Source organism: Chryseobacterium sp. II3a (assembly GCF_057815135.1).
Map to the genome: position 1 here is coordinate 93,632 of NZ_JBYPZJ010000010.1, position 20,897 is coordinate 114,528.

Genomic DNA, 20,897 nt, shown 5'->3' on the forward strand with positions numbered 1-20,897 from the left:
CCCTTTTAAACAATAATTCAACAACACTCTTGAAAATTCAAGCGTGATTTTAACAATTTTAAATACAAAATATTATGCAATTAAAACAATCAAAAAGACAACAAGTTAAGTTAAGGCTTGGCTTATCAGGCGCTTCTGGATTTGGAAAGACCAAATCAGCATTATTATTAGCCTATGGAATGACACAGGACTGGAGTGAAATAGCTGTTATAGATACAGAAAATTCTTCTGCATCCTTGTATTCTGACCTGGGCAGTTATAATGTTCTGGATTTACAAGCTCCCTACAGTCCTGAAAGGTACATACAAGCCATTGAATTGTGTGAAAAGTCAGGAATAGAAGTAATTATAATAGATTCTGCCAGTCACGAATGGAATGGTTCTGGTGGATGTCTTGAAATTCATGAGAAACTGGGTGGAAGATTTCAGGACTGGGCACAAGTTACCCCAAGACATCAGGCATTTATTAACAAAATCTTACAATCAAGTTGCCACATTATCACCACAACAAGAAGAAAGATGGACTATTCTCTTGATATTGGTAGTAATGGTAAGACTAAAGTTGTAAAACATGGGACTAAAGAAATCACCAGAGATGGCTTTGAGTATGAACTTACTATCAATTTCGAGTTAGTCAATGATAACCATTTAGCTAAAGCAAGTAAGGACAGAACTGGAATTTTCATGAATAAACCTGAGTTTCTGATAACCCCTCAAACTGGTAAAATGATTCTTGACTGGTGTAATGCAGGAACAATTACTAAACTCCAGGTAACCTCTTCAATCTCTGAACAAAGTTACCTGGGCTCTAATGAGATTAGTAAATTGATTAGTAAGATTGGAGACTGTAATACTGTGGCTGAACTTTTGGCTTTATATAAGCAATATCCTCAGTATCAAGAAGAGCTAAAGCCTGAATATGAAGCAAGAAAATCATTTTTAATCAAATTGTCTAATCCTCAAAACTTTTCAACTAATGGAGTACACAGATAATACAGCAGTAATGGAACTGCACAATGTTCAAAGAAGCAGTCACCTTAACCTGGAGGATGTAAATATCCAAGATGCAGAGGTGTTTTACCCAAGCAGAATGAATGAAATAAAAGAGGTTGAGCCAAGAAGTGTTCAACCTCTTTTGATTTCTAATACAATCAGTACTACTACTGATGCAACAGTCTCTGACTATGTTCATAAACCATTCATTGAAGCCAATACCTTGCAGGTAGATTTGAGCCACCTTAAAAGTGACTGCATTATTCCTGTATTCAGTAAGGATAATGAAAAGACCATTGCACACCAAGAGTTTATAGATATTGTTACTAATACAGTCATGAAAATGTTTCCCCACCACAGTATTAGCAACCCTGAAATTAGGGTATCACACCAAATCAAGGGCAGAACACCTGATGCCATCTACAAAAGTGCTAAGGATTTATTAGACCATGAAAAAACTATCTATTATGAAAGAATGGCTTTCATAATTCAGATACCCTCTATTGTAGACAATGTTAATGGTAATGAACTTGCTCTTACTTTAGGTGGAGTAAGAAGTTATAACCTAGAGAACCTTTACAACAAGAAAACTTTTGAAAAATTCAAGTTCTTTATTGGTTTTCAGAATAAAGTATGCTGTAATCTTTGTGTTTCTTCTGATGGCTTTGTAGAGGAAATGAGAGTGGGAAATTATCATGAACTACAGGAGAAAGTTATCCATGTGATTCAAAATTACAATGCAGAAGGTCACCTGGAGGATATGAAATCTTTATCCCATAGTCATCTTACAGAGCATCAATTTGCCCAGCTTTTAGGGAGGTCAAGGCTGTATCAGCATTTACCTAAAAAGGAGAAGTTGACAATCCCAAGTTTGAATTTCAATGATAGCCAACTTAATACAGTAGCAAAAGATTACTATGAAGATGAAAGCTTTTGTAGGAATAAAGATGGAGATATTAACCTCTGGAATGTGTATAATCTCTTTACACAGGCTAATAAGAGCAGTTATATTGACACTTTTCTTGACAGGAACTTGAATGCTTTTGAGTTTTCAAAAGGGATACAGAAAAGTCTCGATGGTAATTCTAATTATCATTGGTTTTTGAGTTAGTCTTATTCCTCTAGCTACTCACTAGAGGAATTTTTTTATCTTTAAAAATTAATGAACAACATGAAAAAATGGTTATGTAGCTTATTAGGTTTAGACCAGCTATCTACAGAGGTTAAAAATATTCATCATGAAACATCAGAGCTTAACAAGGTTTTAAGAAAGGAACTTTTAGAACTTACAGCTCACACAAAAGATGTATATGAAAAGTTAGAAATTGCAAATTCCAATCACTTATCAAAAGAATTAATCACTCTAAATAATAAAATTGATGGATTAATCCCTGTGAAGAATAAATTTTCACCATCTGACTTAGCAATAAAAGACGCCATGGGTAATGTAGTCTTAAATTTTTCACTCAAAGAAGCAGATGAAGTAGATCTTACAAAAGCAAAAAGAGTTCAGGGAGCAGCACTATTTACAACCAGTGCTGTCAATATATCTGCATTTCAAGGAATGTCTCAAAACTTATTTTTTGCAACTGCAAACCCAAGTTCCTTAATGGCTTTAAAAGGAGGTGTTGGCAGTGCTGTTATGGGAGCAAAAGGTATTGTAGGTCAAGCTCCATTTATTAGTGCTGGTTTAGGAGCTTTTACACCCATTTTATTATTTCAGGCTACTTCTATGATGATTATGCAATCATCAATAAATAATTTAGCAGAAAGAGTTGAGGTTGTAAAAAAGAAAGTGGAGTTACTTTTGAGGTATACAGAGAAGGAGAATGAAGCAACCCTTATGACTATTAATGAAAAGCTTATTTCTTTGGATAAACAAAAGTTTTATACAACAGAAGATTTTGTACTCCTAGAAAATTACAAATACAGACTGACTATTCTCTCTAATCAATATAGACTCCTAGCTCTTGAAGCTCTTAGTAATTTGTTAAAGAAGAGTTCTGGTGTTGAAAGTGAGAAAGAAAAAACTGAGTCAGTAGATGTAAGGAAAAAGTTTGCTGAGAAAAGTTTAGATGCTATTTCAAATCTAGGTAAAAAGGTTTCAAAAATAGCAGACTATATGCCACATAAGGAGGTGTCAAAATTTGTCAGTGACAATATCTTTGAAATATTTAGAAATAGTAATGGAGATGTGGAGAAGATCAAACAAGAAATTGTAGGTTCAAAACTTCAATATTTTTTGGTCCTTAGCTCTACAGCAGAAAACCTTAACTCACAAGCAAAGTTTCTTGAACTGAAAATGAATTATGCACAGATAAACCCAGATATTAACAGGATAGAGAAGGCAAAATATCTAGTTGATAAGTTTAAGGAAGATCATTTAACATTAAGTTCACAGAACCTATCATTGTTAGAGATTGTACAGCAAAATCTAACAGACCAAATTCTTGACCTGCAAAAAAACTCTGACTGGAAAAGAGAAAATATTGAAGTAATAAAAAGTGAAATATTACAAAGTTTTACTGAAACTAAAACTATCATCATTAAAAATCAAAATGAAATTTATACTTTAAAGAACAGTCTTACTAATGACAAGCCACTGGAATTAATAGTAGAATATAAGAATGGAGAAGAAAATATTTATATTTTAAATGCTTAGGATTTATTGATTGTTATTGACATGTAAAATTAAGTAGTTAATTATTTCTTTCAATCTTAGCTCTCATATGATTTATCATACTGCTTACCACAAAAAGAGTGTTAATGGTTATTTCTAACAAATAATATATTATCAAAAACCTTTGAATAAATAGAAGAGAAGCTTTAAAGAATAATTTTGCAGATTCTTTATTTATGTTTTTTAAGCTAAACTCCAATTCATTAAGATTAAAATTCATATTATAAAGCTCAAGAGTGTTTGGGACTATCAAGATCAATATAAAAATACTGATGATAATTGTATACCCAGTTACATAAGCATAAATTTTTGAATAATTAAAATCTTGTTTGTCCCATAATTTTTCTCTTGAAGTTGGATTTTCAGATTTTGATTGTTCATAGAACTTATCAAAACTGAAAATTAATGCTGTAATAAATAAACCCACTAGAATAGATAAGCTAGAGGTTATGAATTCAATAAACTTCTCACTAAATCCTTTTTCAAGAATATATAGTGCAAATAAAGTTAAAACTATATGAAGAAAAGGTCTTAAGAAACGAGTGAAAAATGATTTGTCAGTAGTGTTGTTAACATCTATATTTTTCAGCTTGTTAGCCTCCTTTATAACAGTTATAATATGTTTAGTTAGTTTTAGTGACATTTAAATCTGGTCTTATTTCTGGTAATATTTCATCTCTAAAAATATTTTCACAAAATTGCTTTAGCTCTACAAAATCAGGAGTTCCATCTTGATTTGTTTTTGTAATTCTATCCTTCAAGTATACAACAGGAACGAAATCGTCGTCACTTATGTCCCAATTCATGGTTTTTGTTGCGCCTCCAAAAGTTCCCTCTAAGGTAGTTTGTCTTCTTTCAAAATCCTCTAATCTTGTTGTATTTGTTGATGAACCAAAAACTTTATCCTTTAAAACCTTCATTACATCACCTATATTTCTAGCTGATACATCTTTATTTTTTGGTATTGCCTCAATTTTTATATGAAATTCATTAAGAATCGATGAAACCCCATATTTACTGGTAACATTATCAATCATATTGGTTTCAAAAGAAACTCTTTTAATTGTTGAACCTTTTAAAAACTCATCCTGAAAAACTTGGGGACAAAACTCTAATGTTCCTGCTTTATAAAATGAAGGACTATGCTTAAAGAGATTTTCAATGTAGTGCTTAAATACATTGGTAATGTTATCTTCTTTGCTATTAGAATGAATTATAAAAAAACCTTCATTATGATCTGGAGGCAAGTAAAGAAACACAAAGAAATATGATGCTACTGTTTTATTACTTCCTAATGCTGTACTATCTTCATCATCATCATTATTTGAAACAGCTCTATCAGTACCAAATTTGCCTCCATTTAAAACACCAGATATTGTAAATTGACCACTGTCAAAATGTGGTCTCTTATCAAAGTGTTTATTGATCGTTCTTTTGGCTTCAATATATATTCTTTTTTTAAGAATATCAGACTTTGAATATTCCTCTTTTAAAGACTGTATAAAATGTTGATGTAATTTTTTAAAAACAGTTACATCAGTTGCCCCCTTAGCTACCCCTAAGCTCTCAATAGCAAAATCTCTGAAAGTAACAAAATCTTTGCTTCTTGCCCTTAATTTTATTTTGTAAAACTCTAATCTTGGATTCATTAAAAGTAATTTGTTTTTTATAATTATTGTTTTGTTAATTTCTTAATTTATTTTTAAATATTAAAATTTAAGACGAAATTTCATTTTATATTGCTTATTAAATTCATACTTGAGGTGTGAATAAAAGCAAATTTATTTGTAATATAGGATTCTATGTTGCATTTTTAAAGTATTCCTTAAATCCTCCATTACAAAAATCATCACAGTTAGCTAAAGACTGCATTAGTGCAGTCCTCCAATCATTAATTCCAAAATCATTTATAAATTGTTGATATAATTTTAAAAGGTATTCTTTAACCCCTTTTTCACTGAAATTGTGGAACTTTTCTTCAATAGAAATTGAAAATGAGGATAAAAATGTATTAGTTTCTTTAAGCAATCTATTGTTAAGGTTAATTCTCTCAAAGACTAAAGATAGAGTTTTAAACTGCTCTTTTGTTATATTATCTTCGCTAATTTCATACTTTATAACTAATGCATTTCCAACCATTTTAGTAACTGCAATAAAAAAGTGATTATCTAAATATTCGTCATAGTAGATATGAGGAATCCCTACAAGGGTTCTTTTTTTGTTGTTGCATTTATGACAAGAGGGAACTAAGTTTCTTGAAAAAATACCTAAAGATTTATAAACTGATTTTGGGAGGTGATGATCTAATTCTTCAGTTGCAGATATTCCACAGAAAGGACAGCGATTAGCAGATAATAAAAGTTGCTCTCTAAGTTTGCTCAATCTACCTTTTTCTTGTATCTCATTGTAAGATACTTCAAGTGCATTATTAAGTTCATCACTAAGCAGAGTGCTTTTGAATTCATCACACTCTTTACCTTTTTCAGTGTGATACTTATTATAAATAGTTGATATGATTTTTAACTCATCATCTGTAATTGTAAATTTAATTGTATTATCCTTATAAGTAAAAGCAGTTTTTATATGCTTTTCCCAATCAGTATTACTTGGAGGTATTAGTTTTTTCATATGTAATCTTCAGCTAATTTCGTCATTAAATATGCTCTAGTTTGAATACTTATGTTTCCATTGAATAATTGAGAGATATTTTGCATTTTTTCATCTATAGTACCATCTTGTTTTTTATAGATTTCTACTATCATGTCAAGGTCGTCATAGAAATCTACAATATCAGAATTTAAACCAAATACATGAGAAGTAATAATACTCACATTTTCTCCATAGGTCTGTATTTCTGGTTTTAGTAATCCAATACTGCTCCCCACTCTTTTAATAATATAGACATGACTGCTTAAAATTTCTTGGACAACAATAGGAGAGTGTGTAGTGACTATCATAAAAGAATATCTTTTTTCGAGAATATATCTTAGAGATTTCATTAATATAGATAATAAAGGAGGATGAAGATGAATTTCAGGTTCATCAAAAAGTACTAAACTGTTCTTTTCAATATTTTTAATTATACTTAGAAGAGAGTGTAAAATGAACTTGTGTCCTGTGCTTAGATCATTAAAAGATTCCTTAAAAGTTTCAATATTTATATTAGAGATATTGACATTAAAAACTTCAGCAAATGAAGATTCTGTAGCTAGAATTTTAATTATTGAGTTTAGCAAATCTTTTCTAGACTCATCTTGTTCAATGACATTTAATGAATCATGGAATTCTTTAGTAATATCAATAGAAGATTTAAGAATATTAATTTTATAGTTGGGTTTTAATATATCTTCCTCTGTCAAGTAACCACCTTTTTCCTCTCGTGTTTCTTTAAGAAAATCAGTTAATTCCTGAGTAATATTTCTAATACCACAGTAAATATACCTACCATCTCCATTAACAATTTCTTTAGATATCTGTTCTACCTCTTTAACTCTGATTCCTGGTACTTTGAAAGTATCAAAGGCACTGTAAGATACACTTATTATTCTTGGGAATCCAATGCCAGCAGGTCTTATTTTAGCTATTTGCCCTAATTTTTCAATTCTATCTGTCGTTGAAGCAAAAGCTAATTTTGAGAGTTTGGATAAAAAAGTGGTTTTTCCACTGCCATTCTTACCAATAACAGCTATTATTCTACTTGATAAACTGAATTGCACTCCATTTTTATCTTCTACATAATTAGATTCGAAATTAAAACTTATAAACTCCTCCATTTCTGATGTTTTAAAATCAAAATTTAAAACATGCAATTCAGGAATAGAATCAAAATTTTGGCGAATAATTGATGGACCAAGATTGAATATGTCAGATTCTTCGCTAACATATCTCATTAAAGATTCGACAAAGCCTTCTTCATATCTAAACTCTTGCTTTATTTCATCATTATAAATTACATCATTAAGAGAAGTTAAAATGTAATCTTTAACGTGAGGATATAATTCAGAAATTCTCTGATAGTAATCTAGTGATTGTCCTAATGAACAAAAATCATTTGGTAATGTTTCTAGATATCCCAATCCAATTAAGCCATAATCACCTTTAGCTTGTCCTTTTTTTAAGATTTTTACAGCTCCTATTAGAGCATGTTCAGAATCCTTAGTATGTTTTGACGATAAATGAAGATAATAGCTTGTATAAAAACTATAGTCGTTCCAATTATCAGACTCAAGGTAAAAATCCACATTATCATCATTCTCTGATATCGAATTCCACTGCCAGTCAACTACTTTTATTAGCATTTAATTATTTCTTATTTGAGGTTATTAAATCTTGTGAAACAAGGAATAAATTATTTTTAGTTCTTGTTATAGCAACATATAGTTTGTTTTTTGTAATTGCTGGTAATTCAACAAGATTATTATTAACGAAGAATTTATAAGTGTTTTTATTTAATACAACACACACATCATGATATTTGTCTTCACCTTTAGATTCTCCCCAGTTTTTAGAATAACAATCATAATCATAATGCTTTTGATAAAATAATTTTATAATCTTATTATCTTCAATTATTTTTCTTGCATCTTCTGAATTAGAAATATGAGTTATTTCTGTTCCAGATTTTCTATTAGATTCAATATTTATATTTAATTTTTCGCTAACAAACTGACAAATTGTAGGACTGCACCTCCAACTTTTGATAAGTGAGCTAGAGTCAATATTAAAATCTAATTTTTTAAATTCATCAGTATATTTTTTAAGATTTGTGTGTAGGTTTTTATTAACTGCTCCATCTCGACTTGTATCATAAGTGTGTTGGAAATAATCGCCAACTAAGAGATGATTTACATCTGCCTTTGAAATTTGTTTTAAAAAATTAAAGTCATTCCCTCCAAAATCTTGGACTTCATCTATAAAAAAATTATCAAAATATTTTGAAATCCTGTTATTTATATCATTAGATAGCTTGAGTTCAATTAATAACTTTGAAAGCCTTGCGCTATATAGTCGACCATACTTATCTTGATAATAATCTAAATTACTTTTTTTTGAATACTTATAGAAATCATTAGAGAAGTTCAATCCTTTAGCTTTAATTATTACATGAACAAAAGGTTTGTAACAAAAATTGTATAGAAAACTGAAATAGGTAAAAAGTTTAATATTTGTTGGAAAAAAACCAAACTTTCTAATAATTGACTGCTTCAGATTATTATAATTATTATTTGTGTATGTAACTATAAGACATCTTTTTTCAAGTGTTAACTGATTTATTATATAGGTTGTTTTGCCAGAACCTGCAACAGCTAAAATTACTTCCTTACCCATTCTATAGCATCTTTAATGTATTGGGGAATCTCCATTTCATCTTTCTTTTTATCTAAAAGTTGAAAAGATGCTTCAGCTTTATTTTTCAACATATAGTCTAATACTGATAGCTTTTTTCTACTTTTAGAAAATTGGCTTTCACAAGCTTCCTGATTCAAACTATATATACATTTTTCAAAAGTTGTATTTTCATTGTCATTATCATAAAATATTTTAATAAAGGATTGTGAATAATCGCTATAATTTTCTATGCAGTTTTTATTGAAATCTCCATCATTGTCTCTTACAACAGCAGTCTTAATAGCCAACTTTTGTGAAATATCTAAATATCTTTTAAAGCTAGTGCCATCAACTGAAATTATGTGAACATCTGCTGACTCAGCAGAAATGCCAGTATGTTTTTCAAAAAATGATTCTAACAACATATATTCAGCGTCACCTTCAACAAGTAAGGCTTTTTTAGATAATATAAAATCTAACAAATTATTGTCAGGAGCCTTCATGAAAAACTTGGCAGTAGTTTCTTTCACATTATCTAAAAGGATAGGATGCTCACTGTTGCTGTTAAGTAATATGGATTTTCGAAGGTCTAATCTAGTGCTTAACATGTTACTGTGAGTAGCTATAAAAATTTGCTTTTTAGATGCATTTTCGATTTCCTTTACCATTTTTTTCATATTTATATGACTTAAATGATTTTCAGGTTCTTCTAAAAGAACTATATCCAAATTACCACTTTTGTTTAATGCAAATTTTGTTTTTATAAAACATTGGATTCCTTTTCCTTTGTTTTCAATATTAATATTATTATGTGAAAGAGCAAGGTCTGTACTTAAATTTGATTTAGTATTATTTCGTATTATAAATTCATATTCACCAGTTTTAGTATTTACATCAGCCAGCACATTAGTTTTATAATTTAGCTTATGTTGTCTGTAATTATAATGATGATTGTTTCTTTCCAAGGATGTTGCTAAATTATTATACATGTCTTTAACGTATTCTTTTACTGCATATTCACTGCTTATTTGTGAATTGTCAATAAGAATATGTTTAAAGTATTTTTTAAAACCTGAATAAGCATCACCTTGGAAAGTATTAAATTTTATTTGATAAAATTCGTATGGAAACGAGATGTCATCTTGCTTTAGGATTTCTTTTATTTCCCTACTTAAATCATCATTTGGGATACATTCTAATCTGAAACCATCACAATCTATTTCTTCAGAGTTGTTTTTACCACACAATTCAAAATCATATTGTTCATTAAAATAAATTTCTGCAAATAATATTGGGAGATCTTCATATCTTTTTTCCCCTTCTAAAAATTCAGTAATAACTTCTTGATTAAAAAGATTATCCAACCCTATTGTTTCAACTTTATTTCTACTACCTGCTAAAACAATATTTATTGCTTCAAGAATGGAGCTTTTACCTGATTCATTATCTCCTATAAGTAAATTTAGAGTTTCGTTAAATTCAATAGAAAACTCCTTGAACCTTCTAAAGTTCTTTAACTTTATTCTCTTTATATGTTTCATAGTTACAGTTTTAACAAATTTATAATAAAATTTTAAAAAAAATTATGGTTAACCATAATGCATGTATTAAACACCTTATAGTTTACCCCACCTAATCACTAATTTGGAAAATCCCCTCCCCATCTTGTAGGACCTCGCAAATTTTTACAGGTGTATTATTATTTGGGTGAACAATTGTAACTTCAACTTGCCTCTTCACTTGTGACAACACTGTGCCACCTTGTGAATGTACTTTCATTGCATCTGCCTATACTGATTTCTACCCAGCTCACCTCAACACTGAACCTGGAGCAGTTAAAGTAGAGTATCAATCTTTCTCTTTTGTAATATAACACTCCTGAATAACCCTCACTTGTGGGGAGACAACAGACATTAAGCCTTTAAGCTACAGGTAATAGTGGTGACATAAAGGTTTTGTCTTGTCTCAATAATTAACAATTAACTCAAAATCAAAAAGACTATGGTAACGATTACGAATTACACCAAAAGAAAAAAAGAAGATGGAACATCATTTTGTGTTCTTGAAATTAACAGTGGTATTGAACTACTACAAAGTCAGACCACAGGTCAATATTATGCAACAGCAAAGAAGTGCTACATTCCTGCCACCTTTGATGAAACTGTATGCAGAAGTTTAAAGGGCACTATGATGCAGGGTTCTATTAAAAAGATTGAATGTGAGCCTTATCAATACACAATCAAAGATACAGGGGAGCTTATCACTCTAAAACACAGGTATGAGTACACCCCAGAAGAAGATTTACTTAGCTCCAGGTTAAGTTCTGAGGAGAGTTTCACAACTCTAGGTAACTACTGCAATCCAGTAAAAATCTAGACAAATCCCACTTTTTGTAGAATACATATATACAAATACAAAAAGTGGGACTTATTTCAAGGACAAAATTTACCTGGAGCCTATAGAGAAAGGGAGTAAATTTTGTCCTTTTCTTTTACTCTATTTTTTCCTGTTTACTGATGTTTACCTTTACATCTGCCCAGGTAACTTTGACTGTAAAAATAATTAATGACTGGGTAAGATTTTATTTAATAGCTGAAGTTTCCTTTTATACTATTGATTGCAAATCCATTGAACATAATATGAGAAGCACCCAAGTAACCCCTTACTAGAAGATTAAACTAACCTTTGGTTTGTTGTAGAGAGATGGTTAAAGCTGAGTGAATTACTCGATTACATCTGTGATTTCAGAGAGTTTCACCTCTAAGCTAATGGAAATCTTGTATAAGGTAAAACTGCTTGGACAGGTCTTACCTGTTTCTATTCTGTTCATGTTAGACTTCTCAAAATTACATAACAGGGCTAATTCAGCTTGAGACATCTTTTTCTCTTCTCTTAGCTGTCTTATCCTCTTACCTAAAGCTATTTGAAAGTTTACTTTTTCCATCAACATAATAACTGATTTCAAAAGTGGTCAAAAATGATAATATTATCGTTATCATTTTTGATAATTATATATATTTGTCTAACCTTAACTAAACATTTTTAACTATGATAACAACCTTAGCATTGAGCTTTCAACACCTTATCATTGTATTCATTATACTAGGTGTGCCAACATTGATTATTTATCTAATTATCAAGTCAAGAAGTAATGATAAAAAATTAATAATGACTTCTGATATTAACACCATTGGTACTGATAACCAAGCCTTGAATATTAATGAAGAAACTAGTATTAACCTTGAGAAGTATGGAAAGATGTCTGAAAAGTCTAATCTCTTCCTTTATATCTTAACTTTTACATTATTACTATTCTTCACAATGGTGTATACCATTAACAACAGAAGTAATTATGATTTAACTGATGGTGCCTACCTTGCAGGTACTATATTAGCAGGATTAACAACCTTTGGATTCTACATAATAATATTTACATTACTGTTTAATCCTATTAGAAAACTTTACAAGAGATACCTTCAATTCAGTGAGGGGACTATTGATATTTCTGCCTTTAAGAAGTTCAAGAGCAGAAGCAGGACAAGCACAATCATTCTTAGTATCATCTGCATTCCTTTATCTTTTGGAGTGTTTGGTTTATTGATGATACCTCATTACAAATTTTCATCCAACCTTAATAAGCTTACATTTTAACAACTTCAAATATGAAAACAAAACCATTACTATTTACAATCACTTTCGTACTAGGAATACTCTTAGCAGTCTTTGGGATTAGGTTCTATCAAGAATCAAACATAGGAGGGTACAATCTTGTCAATTACCCTGTACAAGTGGTTCTACCAGAAGATTATAAAGAAATAAGCCCAGAAAGCCATCTTGTTGGATATTACAACAAGAGACAGAACAAACTGTATATAGCATTTTATGACGAATTTGGTAAGAAAACCAATTCAAACAACACAGCCACAGGCTCCAACGAAAAGCATTAATATAATATGTATTTAGTTTATTGTTTTTTGGCTTTTCTGAGCCTTAGCCTACATAATGCGACAAGAAATGTTGCAGAGGAGGATGGAGATATTCCTAATTTCTACAGAGGAGCAAATACAGTACTATTAAACCTTTGGTTCTTTCTTACTGGCTTAATAGCACCCACAATAACAATGTTTCTTTATACCAAGTGGTATTGGGCAATAACCTATATAGTTGCAGGGCTACTGATATCAATGGTAATGGCTAACAACTATGTGTACAAATATCATATAGTTCGAAGACCACCATTATACATCCCAAGTAGAGTTGATGTCAGACTATCAATAATTACAAGTATGATTAGTGTTATCTTACTTATTGTTGTGATAGCATGATATTAGAAGTTATTCACTATTACAGTGCCCTAGGTAACGTTGACATTGGTGAAAACCTTAAAAAGAGCATGTTCACCATAATAACTACCTCTACATTCTTCCTTAGCAACAGTATTGTAACCTGGGAAGTGAACAAAGGTAAGTTATACATCTGTGAGATATACAGCAAATTTAATGATGAAACTTATCAGAAATCTTATGTTCATCAAATTCTTGAAGATGATAATAAGGTATTTCATGACTGGATTAATTGTGACATCTTAGTCCCAGGTAACCTCATTCCTGGCTTTAATAAAGCTAAGGTAAATTATCTCTCAATTAAAATCAAAAGTGGGTGTATAGAAGCTATAGAATGCAGACTAGTTCTTGCAGAATACGACTAATAAGCCTTTTGATAAACAACAATCAGCAACCTCTAATAAGGTAGCTTTAACTATCTAAAAATAAATGAAGAATGACATATACGAGTACCTAAAATTCAGGCTAGATGATGAACATAGTGACTTTGAGTTTGAGATTATATCTGTACCCCCTTATGAGTTTATAGAAAACAACCTTTCTTTAGTTCCTTATGAATACTTTGGCGACATTAATGAAGTTCTTGGTTTAAAAGTAAAACAGATACTATTGTACTTTAATGCTGATAGGCTTATGAGGGTTGAATTGAAATATAGAGAGAATGTGGTTGAAAGTCTTAAAAGTAGACTAACAGAATTATTAGTCTACTTTCCTAACTCAATAACTCTGAAACTGTTCTATCATGATGAAGAGAATGTAACTACCCTAATGTATCAGAAAAAGGTATTAAACAAGTTTTATGATTTTGGGGTTACAAAAAATGTGAAATAAGCTTCCTCACATACTTCAAAAAAAATGAATACAGAAACAACAGTGTCAGAGATACAGGTAACATATCATCCCTCCAAAATGTCTGAAACCAGGCTAACTATTAGTAGTGATGTAGTAGAAATTATCAGGACTATCTGGGATAATGAAATAATAGAAATGCAGGAAGAGGTAAAAGTACTCTTCGTAAACTCTTCAAATACTGTCATTGGCTTCTATAGTCTATCCAAAGGAGGTATTACAAGTAGCTTAGTAGATATTAGACTGATTTTATCAGTAGCCTTGAAGTGCTTAGCAACTGGATTAATATTGGTACACAACCACCCAGGTGGCAATCTTAATCCAAGTAGTGCTGACCTTTCAATAGTAAAGAAGCTTAAGACAGCTTGTAAATTACTTGACATTTCCCTCCTTGACAGTATTATTATCACAAAAGAAAGTTATACAAGTTTTAATGATGAAGGACTGTTGTAACAGTTGCAGTTCTTGCAGTTTCTACAAATTGACTAAAAAATATGTGGGTGAAACATAGGTGAAACATTTTGTCAGAATAATACAAGATATTATAGAGAAATGAAAAATGATAAATATTTATTTTGTTGAAAATCAGAACAATGAAAAAGAATGAAATAAAATGTAAAGTAACTTTTTTCGTCTCATAATCAGGTGGTCCCTGGTTCGAGCCCAGGTGGGACCACATAAAATCAAGCACTTACAGAAATGTAAGTGCTTTTTATTTTATTGAGTAACCGAGGAATACATTTTGTGATTATCTCTTTCTCATAGTTTCATTATTTTTTGATAAACTGTACAACTTGTGAATTCTCAAGTTTCAGCCAATAATTTCCTTTATTGAGATCCTGAACATGAATTCCTTTGTCTGTATAGAATCCTGTTTTCATTTTTTGTCCAAGGGAATTAAAAATGGTAAAATTCTCATTCTTTAAACCCGAAATATAAAGGATATCTGCAACAGGATTTGGAAAAGGTTTTATGGGTGTGGCAGAAGATACATTGTCTGTGTTCAATGTTCCCGTTTCGTAGTTTACCTTCATATTCAGAAGCTCTGCAAAAGCAACATTTTGGGCTGAAATAATAAAACCTTTATTGCCATTTACAAAGACATCTGTAATAGAATGAATATTGGCGGGAAATTTAAACATACCATTGGTACCAAATGTAAGGTCAGGGATTCCGCTTGCGTTATACTTTAATATGTTTGAAGTATAATCTATAGGTGAATCACTTTTACGGTAAATTGAAAAAATATAAATGTTGTGATCCATTTCCATAATCTTGTAGGGAATATGAGTTGACCATTGCCCAAATCCGGATTCAACTATTCCTGCATTTCCGAATGAAGGGTCAATTGCTCCTGATCGTAAATACCTGGCAGCTCTCAGATACTTATTGGCAGCACTTACATCTACGTATTTGGCGATCAGAATTTTACCATCATCCTGAATATTATAATCGTAAATGTAAATATCTTTTGGGGTGTAGATGTAACCATTATCACCAAAACCTGAGTCTGGTGTCCCATTTAAGTAGTGGCAGATCCAAACATCAGTTTGTTGGCTGCTGCCAGATTGGTCATAATAAGACAACGTTGCAAAATTGTATACTTTACCATTTTTTATTCTGGTTTTTTTTAGATCGACATAGTTATATTCTCTGTTGATTAATACTGAGCTGAAGCCATTGTTTCCAAAGCTTGTATCAATAGTGCCATCAGGAAAGATTTTACAAAGATTGACATACGCTTTAAAACCGTTCGTGACATAGGTTGCTGAATTGTAAACTACAAAAATTTGATTATTTTCATCTTTTATCAAGTTTCCATAAGCCATAGTATTTGCAGTAACAAGAAAATCTACAAGTTTAAATCCGTTATTACCGAATGATGTATCTATAGTTCCATTGCTGGTAACTTTAACGAAGTAAGCTTGCATACCTGCCGAACAGGAAAGAAGTAAAGAACCGTCGTCAAGCATTATAGAACCGCTTACAGTAACTGTACCAGAACTGTTGGGATAATTGGGAATGATAAAAAGTCCATTAGCAGCAAAACTTGTATCTGGTGTACCATCAAAATTATATTTTGTTACAAAATATGTTTTCGTGGTAAAAGAGCCCGTATCATAGTAGCCTACATTTACAGTTTTCTGATCGGAAGTATAGAAGGTTTTGTTGTTATATTCTTTGTTTGTGTTTGGAGGTATATCTACATATAGTCGTCCATTTGTTCCATAGCTGGTATCAAAAACTTGACTTTCAATAGAAATACAGCTTAATAAAAAAAAGAATAGAAGTTTTCTCATAATTAAATTATTAGTTTTTACAAAAATAGTTTTATATCCTTAAACTAAAGAATTTTTTATACATATAATATTTTGATTTCCATTATTGAAGCCATGATTTATCAGCACAATATTATGTTAAACATATGTTTAAAAACATAAAGAATAATTAAAACTCAGTTAACAGCCTTTTTCGTGGAATACTGTTGCTTTGCAAAAAAAGTAATGATGGAAAATAACAACCAACTTAACCGAAGAAGGTTTCTTAAGAATTCACTCCTAGCAGCCGGAGGACTCTTCATTGCTCCTCTGATGATAAGCTGTAGTGATGATGATTTTACCGACAGTGGAAAAGCTCCTGATGACCTTAAAAATTCTGGTTTTGATACCGGAGTAGCCAGCTTTGATCCTACAGCCGCTGGAGTTATTATATGGACAAGATATTCTGGAGGAGCAGATGCAGATATTACTTGGGAAATAAGCAGAAATAGCAATTTTTCTGAAGTTTTAAGAAATGGTAAGGCCAGTGCTTCAATTGCTAATGACTTTACAGTAGCCGTAGATGTACAGAATATTCCGTCTAATACTAAATATTATTATAGATTCTATAACCTTAAAACTAAGGAAGTAAGTGTAACAGGAGAAACCATTACATTGCCATCTAAAACAGACACAGTGAACGATGTCAAGATGGCGGTAGTCTCATGTTCTAATTTTCCAGCGGGACTTTTCAATGTATATGGAGCGGTTGCCAAATCTGAAGCAGATATTGTTGTACATCTTGGAGACTATATTTATGAATATGCACCGGGCCAATACGGAACCAATCCTTATACCAACTCATTAGGAAGAGCACATAAACCTGCTAAAGAAATCCTGAATCTGAACGATTACAGAGAACGATACAGACAATATAGAGGAGATAAAAACCTTCAATTGGCTCATCAGAAAAAACCTTTTATCTGTGTATGGGATGACCATGAATTTGCCAATGATACCTATACATCCGGAGCAGAAAATCATCAACCGGATGAAGGTGATTTTGAGGCAAGAAAAAAAGCTGCATTCCAGGCTTACAGCGAATATATTCCTCTCAAAACGGGAAAAGATCTTAGAATTTACAGAAGTTTCAATTTCGGAAATATTGTATCTCTTTATATGATGGATACAAGGGTGATTGCAAGAGATAAACAATTGGAGTATTCAGATTATCTGGATAATACCGGAAATTTTGATCAGGGAAAGTTTAAAGCAGACTTTTTAGACCCCAACAGAAAACTGATCGGAAGCGAACAGATGGCATGGTTAGGTTCACAGATCAATGCTGATTCCGCTAAATGGAAGGTTCTGGGACAACAGATCTTAATGACCAAAATGATGGTTCCAGCAGAACTATTAATGCTATTGAACCAGATTTTAGCAGAAATAAAAAACCATGGAAGTGCCCAACCAGCAACAATGCAGGCCCTTCAAAATACCATTGGACAGCTGGTCGTCATAAAAGGAAGATACAAAGCTCAGGACCCTACACTTACACCACAGGAAATAGCAAGAATAAACACTACATTACCTTATAACCTAGATGCCTGGGACGGATACTTCATAGAAAGAGAGCAGTTGTATTCTATCCTTGCCGATAAAAAAATTGTTGTGTTGGCAGGAGATACCCATAATGCATGGTTGGGAAAACTTACCAATGCACAAGGTAAATTTATAGGAACCGAGCTAGCATGCAGTTCTGTTTCTTCACCAGGACTTGAAGGTTATCTTGGGATTACCTCAGATCCTACCCAAGCGATTGCTCTGGCTCAGGCATTTTCTTCACTGATTGATGATCTGGAGTATGCCAACCTTTATAAAAGAGGCTATCTGCATGTGAAATTTACTACCGGAAGTTCTGATGCAGAATGGAGGTTTGTAGATAATGTGATTTCTGATATTTATAACGTTTCTACAGAAAAAAAATATACAATCTCATAGTTTTTAAGAATAGATCTTATTTTTCAATTTTGTACAGAGCTTCAGATAATACTGGAGCTTTTTATATGCACATTTTTGTCATATCTTGAACAGATGCAAGAGGATTTTAGAAAAAAGTTTTTACCATTAGTTTTCCAACTAGCTGGTTAATCACTTGTCTGATTAATATTTTCGGAGCAGCAGCATTGTTGGTTGTGTTTATAGCCCTTGCAATGTTTCCTTTTTTTATTCTCCGGGAATATAAAGGTACCAGGTTCTTCCACAAGAAAACAGGAATTCCCCAAAAGGTTTTCAGAAATCAATAAATTATATTCATCACCATATAATGAAAGCAGCGCAATGAGTTGTCTTTATTATTTTCAGGAGCTTTCTCCGGCTATCCACTCATACTCCTCGCACCAGTGCGCCCCAACTTCAAGCCCTTCAGCTTTCCAGCTTATGCTGTGGGGTAACCGTTACTATCCGGGCTAATTGATGAGTAATGAATAATAAGTAATGAATGATGATACCTTTAAACCTTACTTGGAGTTTTGGTTTCAATACTATCCGCAATCATCTGTGATAATCTGGTGATCTGTGGTTATTCAATTCATCTTAAATCATTTATCCTTGTGTAATAAGTTTCAATTGGTCTTCAGCTCCATCAATAGAGGTCAGCTTTGGCCCGCCTGAAAAAAATAAAAAAATCATCTGACTTTAGCCAAAACTAAATATTTAAGAATTTCAAATATGATAAAATGTAAACTCCAGAGAAAGATAATCATAGATATTGTTCGATTCAGTTTGAAAATCAAATAAAAAACAATCATATTTCTCAAAAAATATATAAATTAGATTCACACAATTAATTGAAAAAGCAAATGGTGGAGAATTTTATATATTATCTCGGGCTGGTTCTTGTTATTATTGGAGCTATTATGCTGGCCAATCGTTTAAAAGTGGCTTATCCCATTATACTGGTGATTGCAGGCCTGTTAATTAGTTTTATTCCCGGCTTGCCGCCCATAAAAATAGATCCCGAACTTATATTCATCATTTTCCTGCCTCCATTGTTGTATGAAGCTGCATTTGCCGTTTCATGGAAGGAAATCTGGAAAATGAGAAGGATTATTACCAGCTTTGCTTTTATCGTAGTATTTCTTACTGCTATATCAGTAGCCTTTGTGGCCAATTCTTATATTCCTGGATTTTCATTAGCATTAGGTTTTGTATTGGGCGGAATTGTTTCTCCACCAGATGCCGTGAGTGCAGGAGCTATTTTAAAGTTTGTAAAAGTACCTAAAAATCTATCCACAGTTTTAGAAGGCGAAAGTTTATTCAATGATGCTTCCTCTCTTATCATCTTTAGATTTGCAATGGTAGCAGTAGCAACCGGACAGTTTATATGGCAGGATGCAGCGGTAAGTTTTGGATGGATGGTATTTGGAGGGTTAGGAATAGGTGTCGTATTAGCCTTTATCTTTCTTAAAATTGAGAAAATATTCCCCACCGATGTCAATATGGATGCTATACTCAGCTTGGTGGCTCCTTATGTAATGTATATTGCAGCTGAAGAAGTTCATTCTTCCGGTGTTTTGGCGGTAGTGAGCGGTGGATTGTTTCTTTCCGTTAGAAGACATGAAGTCTTCCGAACTTCAGAATCTAGGCTCAAAGGCTCCAATGTCTGGGAAAGTTTTGTATTTCTGATTAACGGGATTGTATTTCTATTAATTGGGCTAGATCTTCCGGAAATTATGGTAGGGTTGGACAAGGAAGGAATAAGCCTTTCCAATGCGGTAGGTTATGGATTGTTAATTACAGCTGTACTCATTGTGGTTCGCTTTTTTGCTTCTTTTGGAGCTGTTTTCGTAACCTTAATTATGCGAAACTTCATTAATGTAGCAGATAGAGACCCTGGAATGAAAGCTCCAATATTGATGAGCTGGACCGGTATGCGTGGAGTAGTTTCTCTGGCAGCTGCTTTATCCATTCCTGTTGTGATGGATAACGGACAACCTTTTCCCCATCGTGATCTTATTCTGTTCATTACCTTTATTGTGATTTTGGCTACCCTTATCATTCAAGGGCTTACCTTACCGTCATTGATTAAAAAACTTAATTTATCAGATACAGGAGGAGGATATTTGTCTGAGGAAGAATCCGAACATTATTTGAGAAAAGAAATGCGCAAGGTGGCTTTCAGATATCTTGATGAAAACTATAAAGAGCGAAGAAATGAAAATGAATACTTCAATAAATTGATGGATCGTTGGGAACAGGAAGATAAAGAAGGCTCTACCCATAAATTATCAGATGATGCCAAAGAGATTTATTTTGAAACTCTCGAACAGCAGCGCATCTGGCTGCGGGAAGAAAACAGACGAAATCCGAATATAGACGAGGAATATATAAGACATTATTTAACAAGGCTGGATCTTGAAGAAGAAAGGCTCAGAATGTAAAAAAA

General features: G+C 32.0%; 19 protein-coding genes. 11 read left to right on the top strand and 8 right to left on the bottom strand.

Annotation, left to right across the window (positions count from 1 at the left end; genetic code table 11):
* Positions 1-74 precede the first annotated feature (74 nt).
* Genes AC3HD6_RS19870 through AC3HD6_RS19880 form a run of 3 tightly spaced genes read left to right on the top strand, consistent with a single transcriptional unit; the run spans position 75 to position 3,654 of the window.
* Entirely contained in the window at positions 75-992 is a 918-nt protein-coding gene (locus tag AC3HD6_RS19870) for an AAA family ATPase (protein WP_488897907.1), read from the top strand.
* Positions 976-2,103 carry a DUF3871 family protein gene (locus AC3HD6_RS19875; protein WP_488897908.1) on the top strand — a complete coding sequence of 376 codons (1,128 nt, stop codon included), beginning with the start codon at positions 976-978 and terminating at the stop codon, positions 2,101-2,103. The genes AC3HD6_RS19870 and AC3HD6_RS19875 overlap by 17 nt, the downstream gene beginning before the upstream one ends.
* Before the next feature lie 60 nt (positions 2,104-2,163).
* Positions 2,164-3,654, top strand: coding sequence for a hypothetical protein (locus tag AC3HD6_RS19880; protein ID WP_488897909.1), 1,491 nt, complete (start codon positions 2,164-2,166; stop codon positions 3,652-3,654).
* A 37-nt stretch (positions 3,655-3,691) separates the two neighbouring features.
* Here the strand turns inward: AC3HD6_RS19880 and AC3HD6_RS19885 are convergent, their stop codons facing one another.
* From AC3HD6_RS19885 to AC3HD6_RS19910, 6 genes are all read right to left on the bottom strand, one after another.
* Positions 3,692-4,315: a hypothetical protein gene (locus AC3HD6_RS19885; RefSeq protein WP_488897910.1), complete on the bottom strand. Its 624-nt coding sequence runs from the start codon at positions 4,313-4,315 to the stop codon at positions 3,692-3,694.
* Positions 4,296-5,321, bottom strand: a complete 1,026-nt coding sequence (locus AC3HD6_RS19890) for a hypothetical protein (RefSeq protein ID WP_488897911.1) — start codon at positions 5,319-5,321, stop codon at positions 4,296-4,298. The genes AC3HD6_RS19885 and AC3HD6_RS19890 overlap by 20 nt, the downstream gene beginning before the upstream one ends.
* A 151-nt stretch (positions 5,322-5,472) precedes the next feature.
* On the bottom strand, positions 5,473-6,300 hold the full coding sequence (locus tag AC3HD6_RS19895) for an HNH endonuclease (protein WP_488897912.1): 828 nt from the start codon (positions 6,298-6,300) through the stop codon (positions 5,473-5,475).
* Positions 6,297-7,970 carry an AAA family ATPase gene (locus tag AC3HD6_RS19900; RefSeq protein ID WP_488897913.1) on the bottom strand — a complete coding sequence of 558 codons (1,674 nt, stop codon included), beginning with the start codon at positions 7,968-7,970 and terminating at the stop codon, positions 6,297-6,299. The genes AC3HD6_RS19895 and AC3HD6_RS19900 overlap by 4 nt, the downstream gene beginning before the upstream one ends.
* A 4-nt stretch (positions 7,971-7,974) precedes the next feature.
* Positions 7,975-9,000 (bottom strand): DNA helicase UvrD, encoded by a 1,026-nt coding sequence (locus tag AC3HD6_RS19905; protein ID WP_488897914.1) that lies wholly within the window; start codon positions 8,998-9,000, stop codon positions 7,975-7,977.
* A complete protein-coding gene (locus tag AC3HD6_RS19910; protein ID WP_488897915.1) occupies positions 8,985-10,541 on the bottom strand; it encodes an ATP-dependent nuclease in 1,557 nt (518 codons plus the stop codon). The genes AC3HD6_RS19905 and AC3HD6_RS19910 overlap by 16 nt, the downstream gene beginning before the upstream one ends.
* Before the next feature lie 460 nt (positions 10,542-11,001).
* Here AC3HD6_RS19910 and AC3HD6_RS19915 point away from each other — a divergent pair, with 460 nt between their 5' ends.
* Complete coding sequence (locus AC3HD6_RS19915; RefSeq protein WP_488897916.1) at positions 11,002-11,376, top strand: hypothetical protein; 375 nt, start codon at positions 11,002-11,004, stop codon at positions 11,374-11,376.
* 346 nt (positions 11,377-11,722) lie between these two features.
* Here AC3HD6_RS19915 and AC3HD6_RS19920 read toward each other — a convergent pair whose 3' ends face one another.
* Entirely contained in the window at positions 11,723-11,944 is a 222-nt protein-coding gene (locus AC3HD6_RS19920) for a helix-turn-helix domain-containing protein (protein ID WP_212649897.1), read from the bottom strand.
* Between the two features lie 104 nt (positions 11,945-12,048).
* Between AC3HD6_RS19920 and AC3HD6_RS19925 the strand changes: the two genes are divergently transcribed.
* From AC3HD6_RS19925 to AC3HD6_RS19945, 5 genes are all read left to right on the top strand, one after another.
* Positions 12,049-12,651, top strand: coding sequence for a hypothetical protein (locus AC3HD6_RS19925; protein ID WP_488897917.1), 603 nt, complete (start codon positions 12,049-12,051; stop codon positions 12,649-12,651).
* A gap of 11 nt (positions 12,652-12,662) precedes the next feature.
* Positions 12,663-12,947, top strand: a complete 285-nt coding sequence (locus AC3HD6_RS19930; RefSeq protein WP_488897918.1) for a hypothetical protein — start codon at positions 12,663-12,665, stop codon at positions 12,945-12,947.
* A gap of 446 nt (positions 12,948-13,393) precedes the next feature.
* Positions 13,394-13,708: a hypothetical protein gene (locus AC3HD6_RS19935; protein ID WP_488897919.1), complete on the top strand. Its 315-nt coding sequence runs from the start codon at positions 13,394-13,396 to the stop codon at positions 13,706-13,708.
* A 64-nt stretch (positions 13,709-13,772) separates the two neighbouring features.
* Positions 13,773-14,174: a hypothetical protein gene (locus tag AC3HD6_RS19940; protein ID WP_488897920.1), complete on the top strand. Its 402-nt coding sequence runs from the start codon at positions 13,773-13,775 to the stop codon at positions 14,172-14,174.
* A gap of 24 nt (positions 14,175-14,198) precedes the next feature.
* A complete protein-coding gene (locus AC3HD6_RS19945; RefSeq protein ID WP_488897921.1) occupies positions 14,199-14,645 on the top strand; it encodes a JAB domain-containing protein in 447 nt (148 codons plus the stop codon).
* Between the two features lie 317 nt (positions 14,646-14,962).
* On the opposite strand, the gene AC3HD6_RS19950 is transcribed toward AC3HD6_RS19945, so the two are convergent.
* Complete coding sequence (locus AC3HD6_RS19950; RefSeq protein WP_488897922.1) at positions 14,963-16,492, bottom strand: T9SS type A sorting domain-containing protein; 1,530 nt, start codon at positions 16,490-16,492, stop codon at positions 14,963-14,965.
* 204 nt (positions 16,493-16,696) lie between these two features.
* Here AC3HD6_RS19950 and AC3HD6_RS19955 point away from each other — a divergent pair, with 204 nt between their 5' ends.
* Together AC3HD6_RS19955 and AC3HD6_RS19960 are read left to right on the top strand one after the other, a co-directional pair.
* Positions 16,697-18,451: an alkaline phosphatase D family protein gene (locus tag AC3HD6_RS19955; protein ID WP_488897923.1), complete on the top strand. Its 1,755-nt coding sequence runs from the start codon at positions 16,697-16,699 to the stop codon at positions 18,449-18,451.
* 860 nt (positions 18,452-19,311) lie between these two features.
* A complete protein-coding gene (locus AC3HD6_RS19960) occupies positions 19,312-20,892 on the top strand; it encodes a Na+/H+ antiporter (RefSeq protein ID WP_488897971.1) in 1,581 nt (526 codons plus the stop codon).
* Positions 20,893-20,897: the final 5 nt, after the last annotated feature.